This window comes from Roseateles sp. (genome assembly GCF_047654805.1).
Lineage (GTDB): Bacteria > Pseudomonadota > Gammaproteobacteria > Burkholderiales > Burkholderiaceae_C > Pelomonas.
In genome coordinates this window covers 1,225,777-1,239,333 of sequence record NZ_JASGIV010000001.1, presented here as the reverse complement: position 1 = coordinate 1,239,333, position 13,557 = coordinate 1,225,777, and the positions used below count along the sequence as shown (strand labels likewise).

The window sequence follows — 13,557 nt, the reverse complement described above, 5'->3', positions numbered from 1 at the left end:
TATTCAGCAAAAAGCGCCCGCAATGTAGCCGTCGCGGGGCCGACGGACAGAATGACGGTTCGCGCCCGACAGGACACGCCATGGATTTCAACGACTACCGTCGCCACGATGCCACCGCCCTGGCCGCCCAGGTGGCCACCGGCAGCATCCGCCCCGAAAACCTGCTGGAGCTGGCTCTCGCCCGCTTGGCCTCCGTGCAACCGCAGCTGCGTCCGGTCTGCCGGCTCATGGAGGCCGAGGCCCGCGCCCAGTTGGCGCGCGGCATCGGCAACGGCCCGCTGGCTGGCGTGCCCGGCCTCATCAAGGACGTGGCCCAGGACTACGCCGGCGTGCCCACGAGCTGCGGCAGCCGCGCCTATGCCCGCCTGCCGCCACCGCGCGAGCATGCCCATGTCGTGCGGAGGTTGCTGGATGCCGGCCTCGTCGTCTTCGGCAAGACCAACGCGCCTGAACTGGGCCTCAAGGGTGTCAGCGACCCGCAGGCCTTCGGCCGCAGCAGCAACCCCTGGGACGTCGGCCGCACTCCGGGTGGCAGCAGCGGCGGTTCAGCCGCAGCCGTGGCGGCGGGCGTCGTGCCGATGGCCGCCGCCAACGATGGTGGCGGCTCCATCCGCATCCCGGCAGCCTGCTGCGGGTTGGTCGGGCTCAAGCCCTCGCGGGGACGCATCTCCGCCGGTCCGGGCGCGGGCGAGGTCTGGTTCGGTGCCTGCAGCGAAGGCGTCATCTCGCGCAGCGTGCGTGATACGGCACTAGCGTTGGACGTCCTCGGAGGCCCCGAGCCAGGTGACACGGTGGCGCTGGCCACGCCGGATACGCCGTTCGTTGCACAGTTGCGCACCCCGTTGCGGCGCCTGCGCATCGCCTGGAGCGCCGATTCGCCCATCGGCGAGCCGGTACACGACGAAGCCCGGCTGGCCGTCGAGCGCACGGTCGCGCTGCTGCGAGGCCTCGGGCATGCCGTCGAGCCGGCCCGCCCGGACCTCGACGGCCGCGCGCTTGCCAACAGCTACCTGCACATCTACTTCGGCCAGGTACCGGCCACACTGCGCCAGGTTGTCGCGGCTGGCGGAAGCGAAGCGGATTTCGAGCCGCTGACCCGCCTCATCGCAACGCTTGGCCGTGCCACCAGCGCCGAGCGGCTGACGCTAGAGCTGCTGCGCTGGAACGACTACGCCCGCAGCCTCGCCGCGCTGCATTCGCGCTACGACGTCTACCTGACACCCACGCTGGCCTCACCTCCTATTGCACATGGCACCGGCGATCCGCCAGCCCTGCAGCTGGCCGCGTTCAACGCGCTGCGGGCCTCGGGCGTGCTGGGCCTTCTCAAGCGCGCCAGCCTGCTGGACGGCATCGTGCAACACATGGCCGCAGACAACCTGCGCCATGTCCCCTTCACCCAGCTCGCCAACCTGACCGGCACGCCTGCCCTCTCGCTGCCACTGCACTGGACGGCCGACGGCCTGCCACTGGGCGTCCAGTTCAACGCGGCCCCGGGCGAGGACGGGTTGCTGCTGCAGTTGGCCACCGAACTCGAAGCCGCCCAGCCCTGGTTCGACCGCATCCCGCCCTAGCCGAAGCGCACCGAAGCCTCGAAGCCCGGATCGGCGTTGCGCAGTTCGAGCCGGCCACCATGAGCCTCGGCTACCAGGCGGCACAGGCACAGTCCCAGGCCCACACCCCCACCATGGCGGGTGCGCGCCTCGTCCGGCCGATAGAAGGGCTGGCCCAGCTGAGGCAGCGCCGCAGGCGGCACGCCCGGGCCGAAGTCGCGCACCGTCACCCGCACACCCGCCCCCTCCCGGGCCAGGCTGAGCTGCACGGTGCCGCGTGCCGCATCGTTGTGGCGCAGCGCGTTCTGAACCAGATTGCGCAGGCACAGCTGCAGGCGCAGCCGGTCCAGTTGCAACACTGGCAGGTCAGGGTCGATGCGCAGTTCCAGCCCGGGCTGCGCCTGCTCGCGTGCAAGCACGGCGAGATCGCAGTCGGACAACTGCAGCGCACTGTGCCCGCTACCCAGCCTTTCGCTTTCCAGCAACGCCGAAATGAGGTCGCGCATCTGCGCGAGCTCCTGCAGCAGCGCATCGCGCGACTCGCCCTCGCCGACCAGCTCGGCGTGCAGCCGGGCACGCGTCAGCGGGCTGCGCAACTCATGGCTGATCGCCAGCAGCAACGCGCGCTTGCCGTCCAGCATGGCCTGGATGTCAGCGGCCATCTGGTTGAAGCGAAGCGCCAGGTCGCCGATCTCGTCACCGTGAATGATGGGGACGCGATGCGAGAACTCGCCGCGCCGGAAAGCCTCGGCACCGATGGCCAGCGCATGCAGCGGGCCGACCATGTGCCGGATCATGCCAAAGGCCGCACCCGTGACCAGCAGCAGGGCTGGCACGGCCCACAGCAGTCCGTAGGCGCTGCCCATGGACAGCCACAGGATGGCGCTGCTGAGGCAGGCCAGAATGACGAAGATGGCGATCAGCCGCGCGCCCAGCGAGTGCTTGAAACGCGCGTGCTGGTGATGCCAGCGTTGGTGCCAGCGGTGGCGGACCCGCCATCGGTACTCCCAGTCGCGGCTCATGCGCCTGGCACGCTTGGCCTTCTTGCGCTCCCAGCGCTCGCGCCAGCGGTGGTCGTAGGGATGCTGCGACCTCATGAGATCTTTTGCGGGAGCGCGAAGCAGTAGCCCGCATTGCGCAGCGTCTTCAGTGCCGCCAGAGGCTCCAGCTTGCGCCGCAGCCGGCTGACGAGGATGTCCACGGCTCGCGTGAACAGCTCCGCCTCCTGGCCGCGAAGCCGGTTCAGGATGTCGTCGCGCGAGAACACCCTGCCCGGCTCACGCGCCAGCATCAGCAGCAGCTCATACTCCGTGCCGGTCAGCTCGACCAGGCCACTCGCGCACTTCACCTCGCGGCGCGCGGTATCGATCTCCATGCCCTCGAAGCGGAGCTTGACGGCTGGCTGCGGTACTGCGGTCGCAGCCGCTGGCGGCGCGAAGCGTGTGCGGCGCAGGATGGTCTGCAACCGCGCCGCAAGCTCGCGCGGCTCGAAGGGCTTGGGCAGGTAGTCGTCGGCACCAAGCTCCAGACCCACGACGCGGTCGGTCAGGTCGCCACGCGCCGTCAGCATCAGGACGGGCATGTCGCGCCAGGCATCGCTGCCCCCGCGCAGACGCTTGCAGAACTCGAAGCCATCCATCTCGGGCAGCATGCCGTCGAGGATGAGCGCATCGAAACGCTCAGCGGCCAAGCGCTGCAGCGCAACGCTTGGCCGGGTGACGGCTTCGAGCTGGAGGTCGAAGCGGGCAAGGTATTGCGTCAGCGGCCCGGCGAGGGCCTCGTCGTCGTCAATCAACAGCAGTCGATGCATGGCGCGATGGATTCTGCCCGGCCCGCACCAGCGTGATGGCCCGCTCGGGACAGGCACTGACGCAATGGCCACAGGCCTCGCAGGCCTGTGCGTTGGGCGTGAAGGCCTGCTCCCAGCCGTGCGCCATGCCACGGAGCTTGCCGAACAGGCTCAATGCTCGGCGCTGTTCGGGTGGGAGCTTGCCCAGCGTGAACACATTGAAGGGGCAGACGGCCATGCAGCCGCCCTTGCCTTCGCAGCGATTGCGGTCGATGACGGGCACGAAGCGGCCACGCGGCTGCTTTGCGCAGTGCACGTCCATCACGCCGCGTCCCCATGCCGGCGCGAATGGCCGAAACGCCGCATCATGAAGCGCAGCATCTGGCGCTGCTCACTGTCCAGCGAGTCGAAAAAGTCGGCAAAGCTGCCGAGCAAGCCAGGACCGGCGGCCCGCAGCGCGTCCAGCTTGGCATCTAGCAGCTGCTGGGCTGACTCGCGCGGGAACTGCTCCCCCGCAATCAGTCCGACGAGCTCAGGGCCGCGCGCCAGGCCTTTGAGCGCGTCGCGCTGCTGCTGGAGCTGGTCGAACCAGGCCTCGAGGCGGCGTTGCTGCCCATCGTCGAGGTCCAGCTTGGCACCCACACGTGCGAGGAGGTGTTCGACGAAGCCGTCAGCGTCAGTGTGATGGCTGAAACGATGGCCATGAGAGTGGTGGCCAAAGTGGTGGCGGAACTCGTGGTGGGCGTGCCAGCGGCGAAAAAAGTTCATGGTGTGCGTCCATGGGCGCTCGAGGCCCTGTCGTTGGGATGGCACTCATGATTCCGGCAGCCCCTCGGAAGAGCATCTCGACGCGGTATCGCCGGGTTTCGTTTTGTATCGGGGGTGACCCTTAAAATCGCGGGTTCCCTCCCCTGACGACAAGCCCCGTGAAGCCCCCAGGCCCGCGGGGCGCCAGCCGAGACCCACCCGTGACCGAACTCGCCAAGTCCTTCGAACCCGCCGCCCTGGAAGCCCACTGGGGCCCGACCTGGGAGGCCGCCGGCCTGTACGAGCCGACCCTGGACACGGCCAAGCCCTCGTTCAGCATCCAGTTGCCTCCGCCCAACGTGACCGGCACGCTGCACATGGGCCACGCCTTCAACCAGACGGTGATGGACTCCCTGACGCGCTACCACCGCATGCTGGGCCACAACACCCTGTGGGTGCCTGGCACCGACCATGCAGGCATCGCGACGCAGATCGTCGTGGAGCGCCAGTTGCAGGCCGCCGGGCAGAACCGCCACGACCTGGGCCGCAAGAACTTCGTCGCCCGCGTCTGGGATTGGAAGCAGGAGTCCGGCAACACCATCACCAGCCAGATGCGTCGCCTGGGCGATTCGGTGAGCTGGGGCCACGAGTACTTCACGATGGACGAGAAGCTCTCGAAGGTGGTTGTCGAGACCTTCGTTCGCCTCTACGAGGAAGGCCTGATCTACCGCGGCAAGCGCCTGGTGAGCTGGGACCCCGTCCTGCAGTCCGCCGTGTCCGACCTGGAGGTCAGCTCGGAGGAAGAGGACGGCTCGCTGTGGCACATCCGCTACCCGCTGGTGGATGGCGACGGCAGCATCAAGGCTGCCCTGGGCATCGACTCGGTCGTCGTGGCCACCACGCGGCCCGAGACCATGCTGGGCGACGTGGCCGTCATGGTCCACCCCGAGGACGAACGCTACGCCGCACTGATCGGCAAGCTCGTCAAGCTGCCGCTGACCGACCGCGAGATCCCCGTCATCGCCGACGACTACGTCGACCGTGAGTTCGGCACCGGCGTCGTCAAGGTCACGCCGGCGCATGACACGAACGACTACGCCGTCGGCCAGCGCCACGGGCTGGACATGATCTCGGTGCTGGACCTGCAGGCCAAGATCAACGACAACGCGCCCCAGACCTACCGCGGCCTGGACCGCTTCGTCGCGCGCAAGCGCATCGTGGCTGACCTGGAGGCACTGGGCCTGCTCGTCGAAGTGAAGAAGCACAAGCTGCAGGTGCCTCGCTGCGAGCGCACCGGCCAGGTCGTCGAGCCCATGCTGACCGACCAGTGGTTCGTCGCCACCACCAAGCCCGGTGCGGACGGCAAGAGCATCGCCGACAAGGCCATCGCTGCCGTCGACACCGGGGCCGTCAAGTTCCATCCCGAGCAGTGGGTCAACACCTACAACCACTGGATGAACAACCTGCAGGACTGGTGCATCTCGCGCCAGCTGTGGTGGGGCCACCAGATCCCGGCCTGGTACGGCGCGGGCGGCGAGCTCTTTGTCGCGCGCAGCGAAGAGGAGGCACAAGCACGTGCCAAGGCTGCCGGCTACGTCGGCGAGCTGACGCGCGACCCCGACGTGCTGGACACCTGGTACTCGTCGGCCCTGGTGCCGTTCTCGACGCTCGGCTGGCCCGAGAAGACGCTGGAGCAGCAGCTGTTCCTGCCGTCGTCCGTGCTGGTGACGGGCTACGACATCATCTTCTTCTGGGTTGCCCGGATGATCATGATGACGACGCACTTCACCGGCCAGGTGCCGTTCAAGGACGTCTACATCCACGGCCTGGTGCGCGACTCGCAGGGCCAGAAGATGAGCAAGTCCGAGGGCAATGTGCTGGACCCAGTCGACCTCATCCAGGGCTGCGACCTGGAGACGCTGACGAAGAAGAGCACCACCGGCCTGCGCAAGCCCGAGACGGCCCCCAAGGTGGCGGCCCGCGTGAAGAAGGAATTCCCTGACGGCATGCCAGCGTACGGCGCCGACGCGTTGCGCTTCACGATGGCCAGCTATGCAACGCTGGGCCGCAACATCAACTTCGACACCAAACGCTGCGAGGGGTACCGCAACTTCTGCAACAAGCTCTGGAACGCGACGCGCTTCGTGCTGATGAACACGGAGGGCCAGGACTGCGGTCTTGCACATGAGCAAGGCGCCTGCCCGCCCGGCTACAACGTCTTCAGTCCCGCCGACCGCTGGATCACCAGCGAGCTGCAGCGCGTGGAGGCCGCCGTGGCGCAGGGCTTTGCCGAGTACCGCCTCGACAACGTGGCGAACGCCATCTACAGCTTTGTCTGGGACGAGTATTGCGACTGGTACCTGGAGATTGCCAAGGTGCAGATCCAGAACGGCGACGAGAGCCAGCAGCGTGCCACGCGCCGCACGCTGATTCGAGTACTGGAAACCACGCTGCGTCTGCTTCATCCCATCGCGCCCTTCATCACTGAAGAGCTGTGGCAAACCGTAGCCCCCGTGGCCGGCCGCAAGGCCGTGGCCTACATCGGCCAGGCACCCTACCCGGTCGCCCAGCCGGAGCGCATCGACGCCAGCGCCGATGCCTGGATGGCTCAGCTCAAGGACGTGGTGGGCATCACGCGCAGCCTGCGTGGCGAAATGGCGCTGAGCCCCAGCGACCGCGTGCCGCTGCTGGTGGGCGGTGACCTGTCATTCCTGACCGAGGCGGCCGCCGTGCTCAAGGTGTTGGCCAAGCTCAGCGCCGTCGAGCTGATCGCCGACGAGGCCGAGTTCGCGAAGCAAAGCGCCACGGCGCCCGTGCTGGTGCACGGTGCGGCCAAGCTGGCACTGAAGGTCGAGATCAACGTCGAAGCCGAGCGCGCCCGCTTGACCAAGGAGGCCACGCGCCTGGAGGGCGAGATCGCCAAGGCCGAGGCAAAGCTCGGCAACGAGAGCTTCGTCGCGCGTGCCCCGGCCGCCGTCGTCGAGCAGGAGCGCGGCCGCGTGGCCGGCTTCAAGGAAACGGTGGCACGCCTGCGCGAGCAACTGGCCCGCCTGCCGGCCCAACCGACTCAGTAATAGTCGGCGGCCTTGGCCGCGATCTTGTCGGCGGACTTCTTTTTGCTGCCCGGCACGGTGCCCAGCAGCTCGTCGAGGCCGCGTGCAACCGCCCAGGCAGCACGCACGCGCGACTCGCGCGTGGTGCCAGCCAGCCGTGGCGTGACCTGCAGCGTCGTGGCGCCGTGCAGCGGCCGCCCGGCTTCGAGCCATCCTGGCTCCAGGCTATCGAACCAGGCCGCACGCAGCTTGCCGGTACGCAAGGCCCGCCCCAGCGCCACCTCATCGACGAGGCCGGACTGGCTCAGGCCGACGAGTACCTGGCCAGCGCGCGCGCGCTCCAGCTGGCGCTCGCCGATGAGGCCACGAAAACGCTCGAAGTAGGACAGCAGCAGCACCAGGCCATCGCTCTGCTCGACAAGCTCGCCCAGACTCACGGGCTCGATGCCCCAGCGCGCCCAGGTCGCGTCGCTGGGATGCAGGCCAGGGTCATAGCCCACGACGCGCGATCCGAAGGCGTGCAGCAGCTGGGCCAGCACCTGGGCCGCCGGTGCAAGCCCGAGCAGACCGATGGTCGAACAGCCCAGTTCACGGCCCACCTTCAGGCCATCGCTGCCCTCGACGGGAACGCGCCGGAGCAAGCTGAGCAACGCACCGACGGCGAACTCTGCCTCCGCGCTGGCCGTCGAGCGCTGCGAGCGCACGACCTCCACGCCCGCCTTGCGGCAGGCCTCGACATCGATGTTCTCGGCGCCTCCGCTGGCGCGACCGATGGCGCGCAGCACCGGCGCACCTTGCAACAGCTCCGCGTCGACACGCACCTCGGGCGGCGCGATGAGGGCCCGCGAGTCCCGCAGGGCCGCGCGCAGGCCGCGCGCGTCGCCGACGAGTTCGGGAGCAAAGCGGGCGTCGTGGCGCTCGGCCAGCCACTGCACCACGTCGGCTTCCAGCGGTTCCAGGATCAAGACTGTCATTGCTTGTAAGAGCCCGACTCAAGGGGCGGCCCGTCACAACCCCGTGACACAATCTTCGCGACCCCGCCAATCCAGTGTATGCCCATGGCCGCCTCGCCCAAATCGCCGATCACCAAAGCCATCTTCCCGGTCGCCGGCCTGGGCACCCGCTTCCTGCCGGCCACCAAGGCACAGCCCAAGGAGATGCTCCCGGTCGTCGACAAACCGCTGATCCAGTACGCCGTCGAGGAGGCCTATGCTGCCGGCGTGCGCGAGATGATCTTCGTGACGGGCCGCCACAAGCGCCCCATCGAGGATCATTTCGACATGACCTTCGAGCTGGAGGTGGCGCTGGAGCAGGCAGGCAAGCAGGAGCTGCTCGACGTGGTGCGCTCGGTCAAGCCCGACGACATGGAGTGCATCTATGTGCGCCAGCCCCAGGCGCTGGGCCTGGGTCACGCCGTGCTGTGCGGCCAGCGTCTGGTGGGCAACGAGCCCTTCGCCGTGCTGCTGGCTGATGACCTGATGGTTGGCGAGACTCCCATCCTGAAACAGATGGTCGAGCAGTTCGCGGACTGGCGTGCTTCGATACTCGCCGTGCAGGAAGTGCCGGCCGAGCACACGCGCCGCTACGGCATCGTCGCCGGCACGCAGGTCAATGACCAGTTGATGGACGTGAACCGCATCGTCGAGAAGCCGGCACCCGAGGTGGCACCGTCGCGCCTTGGCGTGGCCGGCCGCTACCTGCTCACGCCGGGCGTCTTCCACGAGATCGCCAGCCAGCCACGTGGCGTGGGCGGCGAGATCCAGCTGACCGATGGCATCGCCGGCCTGCTGCGCCGCGAGAAGGTGTTCGCCTACCGCTACGAAGGCAAGCGCTACGACTGCGGCAGCAAGGAAGGCTTTCTGCAGGCCAATGTTGAGCTGGCGCTCGCCCATCCACAGCTGGGCCCCGGCTTCAAGGACTTCCTGAAGGGCCTGGATCTGTAATCCGGAGGCCCCGAGCAGGGGGGCGCGTCAGCGTCGCCTGAGAACGTGGAAGAACTCGTCACCCGACGAGTTCTGCTCCACCAGCTCATTGCCCGTCTGGCGAGCGAACGCCTGGAAGTCCCGCATCGAGCCGGGGTCGGTTGCCACGACGCGCAGCAGCTCGCCGCTGAGCATCTCGGCCAAGGCCTTCTTGGCCTTGAGGATGGGCAGGGGACAGTTCAGGCCCCGGGTGTCAATCTCGCGTTGGACGTCCATCGGCTCATTCTCGCTTCATGTCCGCCAGGTCCAGCCATTGCGGCTCCACGCCCCTACGGCGCAGCCAGGTCGCCAGCGCCTGGCCCGTGCCCTGGGGCCAGCAGCGTACCGCTTCGGGTGCGAACAACTGGTACTCGGCCAGCTCGGGCGACAGGCGGATCTCGCCGTGCGCCTCGGCATGGTAGGCAATGATGATCTGGTTCATGCGCTGGAAATCCCAGACGCCCAGCAGGCTTAAGCGATCGACCTCAAGCGAAGTCTCCTCGGCGATCTCTCGGCGTATGCCCTCCTCGGGCGACTCGCCGGCTTCCATGAAGCCAGTGATCAGTCCGAAGAAGCGGCCCGGCCACGCCGCATTGCGGGCCAGCAGCACCTGACCATCGCGATCCGTGCATTCGATGACGGCTGCCAGCACCGGCGTCGGGTTGTTCCAGTGCGTGAAGCTGCAGGCCGTGCAACGCAGGCGCTCCTTGTCGCCCCCGTCCTCGGCCTGTGTGATCAGGGCCAGCTCGCTCGCGCAGAGCGGGCAGAACCTGTAGGTCGTCATGCAGGAAAGACGCCCGTCGACAGATAGCGGTCGCCGCGGTCGCAGACGATGAAGGCAATGGTCGCGTTCTCGACGCGCCTCGCTATCTGAAGCGCAACCCAGCAGGCCCCCGCCGCCGAGATTCCGGCGAACAGCCCCTCCTCACGGGCCAGGCGGCGCGCCATGTCCTCCGCATCGCTCTGGCCGACCAGCACCAGCTCATCGACGCCACTGGGGTCGTAGATCTTGGGCAGGTAGGCCTCGGGCCACTTGCGGATGCCCGGAATGCGCGAGCCTTCGGCCGGCTGGGCGCCGACGACACGCACGGCCGGGTTCTTTTCCTTCAGGAAACGCGACACGCCGGTGATGGTGCCCGTCGTACCCATCGCGCTGACGAAGTGGGTAATCTGGCCGTTCGTGTCCTTCCACAGCTCGGGGCCAGTGGTCTCGTAGTGCACGCGCGGGTTGTCGGCGTTGGCGAACTGGTCCAGCACACGGCCCTTGCCCTCGCGGGCCATCTGCTCGGCCAGGTCGCGAGCGTATTCCATGCCGCCGGTGCGCGGCGTGAGGATCAGCTCGGCGCCGAAGGCCTTCATCGTCTGCGCGCGTTCGATGGACAGATCCTCCGGCATGATCAGCACCATGCGATAGCCGCGGATGGCGGCCGCCATTGCCAATGCGATGCCGGTGTTGCCCGAGGTCGCCTCGATCAAGGTATCACCCGGCTTGATCTCGCCGCGCTCCTCGGCGCGCTTGATCATGCTGATGGCGGGACGGTCCTTCACGGAACCGGCCGGGTTGTTGCCTTCCAGCTTGGCCAGTACCACGTTGCCGCGCGTGTCGTCGCCCAGCAGCCGCTGCAGGCGCACAAGAGGCGTGGCACCGATGACATCTTCGAGGGTCGGATAGCTCATGGCAGCGATTGTGGCAGCGGCTGCCAAACACTACGCTTGACGAGTGCATAATCCGCCCCTCGCTTCACAAGCGAGCAGCTGTTTCCGACGGGCCCGGGTGGCGAAATCGGTAGACGCAGGGGACTCAAAATCCCCCGCCGCAAGGTGTGCCGGTTCGAGTCCGGCCCCGGGCACCAGGCGAAACGGCGACCCCATCCTCCTTGAGCGCCTCACCGGCGTACAGCCGCGACCTCATGCCTCCGTTGCCTTCGGTCACCAAAGCCTTCCTGCTGGCCTGCGTCGGTTTCTTCTGCTTCTTCGAGCTTTTCCCGCGCCTGGCCTTCTGGTTCGAACTCTGGCCACTGGCGACGGGTGCCTTCCTGCCTTGGCAGGTGGTGACCTACGCTTTCTTGCACGGCGACTTCACGCACCTGCTGTTCAACATGCTCGGCCTGTGGATGTTCGGCGGCGAGCTGGAGCGCGTCTGGGGACCGAAGCGCTACACGCAGATCCTCGTCGCCAGCACGCTCAGTGCGGCCATCGTGCAGCTCATCTTCACCTGGGCCATCGGCTCGGGTTCACCGACGGTGGGCGCCTCGGGCGCCATCTTCGGCCTGCTGCTGTCCTTCGGCATGCTGTTCCCCAACCGCATCATCGTGCCGCTGATCCCGCCCATCCCGATGAAGGCCAAGTACTTCGTCGCGATCTTCGGCGGCCTGGAACTCATCCTCGGCTTCAGCCGCTCCAGCGGCATCGCCCACTTCGCCCATCTGGGCGGCATGCTGGGCGCCTGGCTGCTGATCCGTCACTGGCGCTCGCCGCGCCGGCGCGGCTAGAGGCCTTCCCGGGGCGTCGGGTAGCGCAGCTTCAGCCGCAGCTCCCCCTTCAGCCGCGCATTCGCCAGCCGGCGTGACTCGCTCCAGAAGCTCAGCTGCATCGCGCCCAGGCGTTCGACAGCCTCTGCGCGTGTGATGCGCTCGGGGCGCGGCAGGTGCCCCAGGTCAGCGGCCAGCTCGAAGTAGTCACCCATCAGCATCTGGCTGTCGTCGCAGACGTTGACGGCGCGCTGCGGCAGGCCGCGCAGCAAGGCCAGCATGCAGGCGCGGGCCAGGTCGTCGGCATGGATGTGGTTGGTGAAGACGTCATCCTCGCGGCGCAGCACCGGCGTGCCGCGCTGCAGCCTCTCACGCGGATGGCCGCCCTCGCGGTCACGGGCGTAGATGCCCGGGATGCGCAGCAGGGCCACCCGCGTGCCGTGGCGGCGACCGAAGGCGCGCAGTTGCGCCTCGGCATCGACGCGTCGGCGCGCCCGGTCCGTCGCCGGGTTCGGCGCACGGGTCTCGTCAATCAACGCCCCGCCACAATCGCCGTAGACACCGGTCGTGCTCGCATAGACCAGCGCGGCCGGCGGCCGGCGCGCCAGCGCTGCCAGAAGGTGCCGGGTGCGCATGTCTGCATCACCGTCCCGCCCGGGCGGCGCCAGATGCAGCACCCGATCCGCCAGGCCCGCCAGACGCGCGAGCGTCTGCGGGTCGTCGAGGTTGCCTACCAGCGGCACGGCGCCGGCAGTCCTGAGCGCCGCCGCGCGCTGGGGGCTGGACGTCAGCGCGAGCACGCGCCAGCGGCCTGCCAGGAGCTTCAGCACGCGCAGGCCGACATCGCCGCAGCCAATGATGAGCAATCGTGGAGCCATGGGACTGTCGGGCAAAATGGCGCGCAGTCTACGGCCCAGTTCGGGCCGATTGCTTTTTGTGCCCATGTCCCACCAGATCACCATCCAGCCCGCCGGCCGCGTCTACCAGACCGAAGGCGACGACACGATTCTTGCCGCCGCCATCCGCAACGGCGTCGGCCTGCCCTATGGCTGCAAGGACGGCGCATGTGGCTCCTGCAAGAGCAAGCTGCTCGAAGGTGCCGTCATCCACGGCAACCACCAGCCCAAGGCGCTGTCGGCAGAGGAAGAGGCCGCCGGCTTCGTGCTGACCTGCTGCGCCCGGCCGCAGACGGACTGCACCATCGAAGCGCGAACGGTACCCGGCGCCGGCGAGTTCCCGGTGCTGAAGCTGCCCAGCCGCGTCGCCGCCATGCTGCGCCCGGCACCCGACGTGGCCGTGCTGACCATGCAGCTCGCCGCCAACCAGAACTTCCAGTTCCGCGCCGGCCAGTACGTCGAGTTCATCCTGCGTGACGGCGCCCGCCGTAGCTACTCCATGGCCAATGCGCCGCACACGCTGCCGGGCCAGATCGAGCTGCATATCCGCCACATGCCTGGTGGCAAGTTCACGGACCATGTCTTCGGGGCGCTGAAGGAGAAGGACATCCTTCGCATGGAAGGCCCGTTCGGCAGCTTCTTCCTGCGCGAGGACAGCAGCAAGCCCATCGTGCTGCTGGCCAGCGGCACCGGGTTCGCGCCCATCAAGGCCATCATCGAGCGCGCCCACCACATCGGCTCCACGCGGCCCATGGTGCTGTACTGGGGTGCGCGCAAGCAGGCCGACCTCTACCTGAACGACTGGGCCGCCCGGATGGCGGCCGAGTGGCCGACGCTGAACTACGTGCCTGTGCTGTCCGAGCCCGACGCCGGCTGGGTGGGCCGCACCGGCTTCGTCCACCAAGCCGTGATGGCCGACCTGCCGGACCTGTCCGGCCACCAGGTTTATGCCTGTGGCGCGCCCATCATGGTCGAGTCGGCCCAACGGGACTTCGTCGCGCAGTGCAAGCTGCCGGACGAGGAGTTCTACGCCGACGCCTTCACGTCCGAAGCTGACAAGCACGGCAACGCCTGACACCCCATCAACCAC

14 protein-coding genes and 1 tRNA gene are annotated in these 13,557 nt (G+C 68.0%); 6 read left to right on the top strand and 9 right to left on the bottom strand.

Annotated elements, in window-relative coordinates; translation table 11 throughout:
- Window positions 1-80 precede the first annotated feature (80 nt).
- Window positions 81-1,571, top strand: a complete 1,491-nt coding sequence (locus tag QM732_RS05560; protein ID WP_415655192.1) for an amidase — start codon at window positions 81-83, stop codon at window positions 1,569-1,571.
- Here the strand turns inward: QM732_RS05560 and QM732_RS05555 are convergent.
- Genes QM732_RS05555 through QM732_RS05540 form a run of 4 tightly spaced genes read right to left on the bottom strand, consistent with a single transcriptional unit; the run spans window position 1,568 to window position 4,107 of the window.
- On the bottom strand, window positions 1,568-2,647 hold the full coding sequence (locus QM732_RS05555) for an ATP-binding protein (protein WP_415655191.1): 1,080 nt from the start codon (window positions 2,645-2,647) through the stop codon (window positions 1,568-1,570). The two genes, QM732_RS05560 and QM732_RS05555, sit on opposite strands and share 4 nt — an antisense overlap.
- A complete protein-coding gene (locus QM732_RS05550; protein WP_415655190.1) occupies window positions 2,644-3,360 on the bottom strand; it encodes a response regulator transcription factor in 717 nt (238 codons plus the stop codon). Before QM732_RS05550 ends, QM732_RS05555 begins: the two co-directional genes overlap by 4 nt.
- The gene (locus QM732_RS05545; RefSeq protein WP_415655189.1) at window positions 3,338-3,661 is read right to left on the bottom strand and encodes an ATP-binding protein; all 324 of its coding nucleotides are present in this window, start codon (window positions 3,659-3,661) and stop codon (window positions 3,338-3,340) included. The genes QM732_RS05550 and QM732_RS05545 overlap by 23 nt, the downstream gene beginning before the upstream one ends.
- The gene (locus QM732_RS05540; RefSeq protein ID WP_415655188.1) at window positions 3,661-4,107 is read right to left on the bottom strand and encodes a hypothetical protein; all 447 of its coding nucleotides are present in this window, start codon (window positions 4,105-4,107) and stop codon (window positions 3,661-3,663) included. The genes QM732_RS05545 and QM732_RS05540 overlap by 1 nt, the downstream gene beginning before the upstream one ends.
- Window positions 4,108-4,307: 200 nt before the next feature.
- On the opposite strand from QM732_RS05540, the gene QM732_RS05535 reads away from it, so the two are divergent.
- On the top strand, window positions 4,308-7,160 hold the full coding sequence (locus QM732_RS05535; RefSeq protein ID WP_415655187.1) for a valine--tRNA ligase: 2,853 nt from the start codon (window positions 4,308-4,310) through the stop codon (window positions 7,158-7,160).
- Here the strand turns inward: QM732_RS05535 and QM732_RS05530 are convergent.
- Window positions 7,154-8,113 (bottom strand): NAD(P)-dependent oxidoreductase, encoded by a 960-nt coding sequence (locus QM732_RS05530; RefSeq protein ID WP_415655186.1) that lies wholly within the window; start codon window positions 8,111-8,113, stop codon window positions 7,154-7,156. The two genes, QM732_RS05535 and QM732_RS05530, sit on opposite strands and share 7 nt — an antisense overlap.
- Window positions 8,114-8,197: 84 nt before the next feature.
- Here QM732_RS05530 and galU point away from each other — a divergent pair, with 84 nt between their 5' ends.
- On the top strand, window positions 8,198-9,082 hold the full coding sequence (gene galU, locus QM732_RS05525; RefSeq protein WP_415655185.1) for a UTP--glucose-1-phosphate uridylyltransferase GalU: 885 nt from the start codon (window positions 8,198-8,200) through the stop codon (window positions 9,080-9,082).
- Between the two features lie 27 nt (window positions 9,083-9,109).
- Here the strand turns inward: galU and QM732_RS05520 are convergent, their stop codons facing one another.
- The 3 genes from QM732_RS05520 to cysM are packed head-to-tail and all read right to left on the bottom strand — an operon-like array spanning window position 9,110 to window position 10,777.
- The gene (locus tag QM732_RS05520; protein WP_331174970.1) at window positions 9,110-9,337 is read right to left on the bottom strand and encodes a sulfurtransferase TusA family protein; all 228 of its coding nucleotides are present in this window, start codon (window positions 9,335-9,337) and stop codon (window positions 9,110-9,112) included.
- A gap of 4 nt (window positions 9,338-9,341) precedes the next feature.
- The gene (locus tag QM732_RS05515) at window positions 9,342-9,884 is read right to left on the bottom strand and encodes an NUDIX domain-containing protein (protein ID WP_415655184.1); all 543 of its coding nucleotides are present in this window, start codon (window positions 9,882-9,884) and stop codon (window positions 9,342-9,344) included.
- Window positions 9,881-10,777 carry a cysteine synthase CysM gene (cysM, locus tag QM732_RS05510; RefSeq protein ID WP_415655183.1) on the bottom strand — a complete coding sequence of 299 codons (897 nt, stop codon included), beginning with the start codon at window positions 10,775-10,777 and terminating at the stop codon, window positions 9,881-9,883. The genes QM732_RS05515 and cysM overlap by 4 nt, the downstream gene beginning before the upstream one ends.
- Before the next feature lie 91 nt (window positions 10,778-10,868).
- On the opposite strand from cysM, the gene QM732_RS05505 reads away from it, so the two are divergent.
- Both QM732_RS05505 and QM732_RS05500 read left to right on the top strand, forming a co-directional pair.
- A tRNA-Leu gene (locus QM732_RS05505) sits at window positions 10,869-10,953 on the top strand.
- 57 nt (window positions 10,954-11,010) lie between these two features.
- Complete coding sequence (locus QM732_RS05500) at window positions 11,011-11,592, top strand: rhomboid family intramembrane serine protease (RefSeq protein WP_415655182.1); 582 nt, start codon at window positions 11,011-11,013, stop codon at window positions 11,590-11,592.
- Here QM732_RS05500 and QM732_RS05495 read toward each other — a convergent pair.
- Complete coding sequence (locus QM732_RS05495) at window positions 11,589-12,449, bottom strand: NAD-dependent epimerase/dehydratase family protein (protein ID WP_415655181.1); 861 nt, start codon at window positions 12,447-12,449, stop codon at window positions 11,589-11,591. The two genes, QM732_RS05500 and QM732_RS05495, sit on opposite strands and share 4 nt — an antisense overlap.
- 64 nt (window positions 12,450-12,513) lie before the next feature.
- Here QM732_RS05495 and QM732_RS05490 point away from each other — a divergent pair, with 64 nt between their 5' ends.
- Entirely contained in the window at window positions 12,514-13,542 is a 1,029-nt protein-coding gene (locus tag QM732_RS05490; protein WP_415655180.1) for a CDP-6-deoxy-delta-3,4-glucoseen reductase, read from the top strand.
- Window positions 13,543-13,557: the final 15 nt, after the last annotated feature.

Coding starts and splice junctions, on each gene's coding strand:
- QM732_RS05560 (WP_415655192.1), top strand. CDS start 81: ATGGATTTCAACGACTACCGTCGCCACGATGCCACCGCCCTGGCCGCC.
- QM732_RS05555 (WP_415655191.1), bottom strand. CDS start 2,647: ATGAGGTCGCAGCATCCCTACGACCACCGCTGGCGCGAGCGCTGGGAG.
- QM732_RS05550 (WP_415655190.1), bottom strand. CDS start 3,360: ATGCATCGACTGCTGTTGATTGACGACGACGAGGCCCTCGCCGGGCCG.
- QM732_RS05545 (WP_415655189.1), bottom strand. CDS start 3,661: ATGGACGTGCACTGCGCAAAGCAGCCGCGTGGCCGCTTCGTGCCCGTC.
- QM732_RS05540 (WP_415655188.1), bottom strand. CDS start 4,107: ATGAACTTTTTTCGCCGCTGGCACGCCCACCACGAGTTCCGCCACCAC.
- QM732_RS05530 (WP_415655186.1), bottom strand. CDS start 8,113: ATGACAGTCTTGATCCTGGAACCGCTGGAAGCCGACGTGGTGCAGTGG.
- galU (WP_415655185.1), top strand. CDS start 8,198: ATGGCCGCCTCGCCCAAATCGCCGATCACCAAAGCCATCTTCCCGGTC.
- QM732_RS05520 (WP_331174970.1), bottom strand. CDS start 9,337: ATGGACGTCCAACGCGAGATTGACACCCGGGGCCTGAACTGTCCCCTG.
- QM732_RS05515 (WP_415655184.1), bottom strand. CDS start 9,884: ATGACGACCTACAGGTTCTGCCCGCTCTGCGCGAGCGAGCTGGCCCTG.
- cysM (WP_415655183.1), bottom strand. CDS start 10,777: ATGAGCTATCCGACCCTCGAAGATGTCATCGGTGCCACGCCTCTTGTG.
- QM732_RS05500 (WP_415655182.1), top strand. CDS start 11,011: ATGCCTCCGTTGCCTTCGGTCACCAAAGCCTTCCTGCTGGCCTGCGTC.
- QM732_RS05495 (WP_415655181.1), bottom strand. CDS start 12,449: ATGGCTCCACGATTGCTCATCATTGGCTGCGGCGATGTCGGCCTGCGC.
- QM732_RS05490 (WP_415655180.1), top strand. CDS start 12,514: ATGTCCCACCAGATCACCATCCAGCCCGCCGGCCGCGTCTACCAGACC.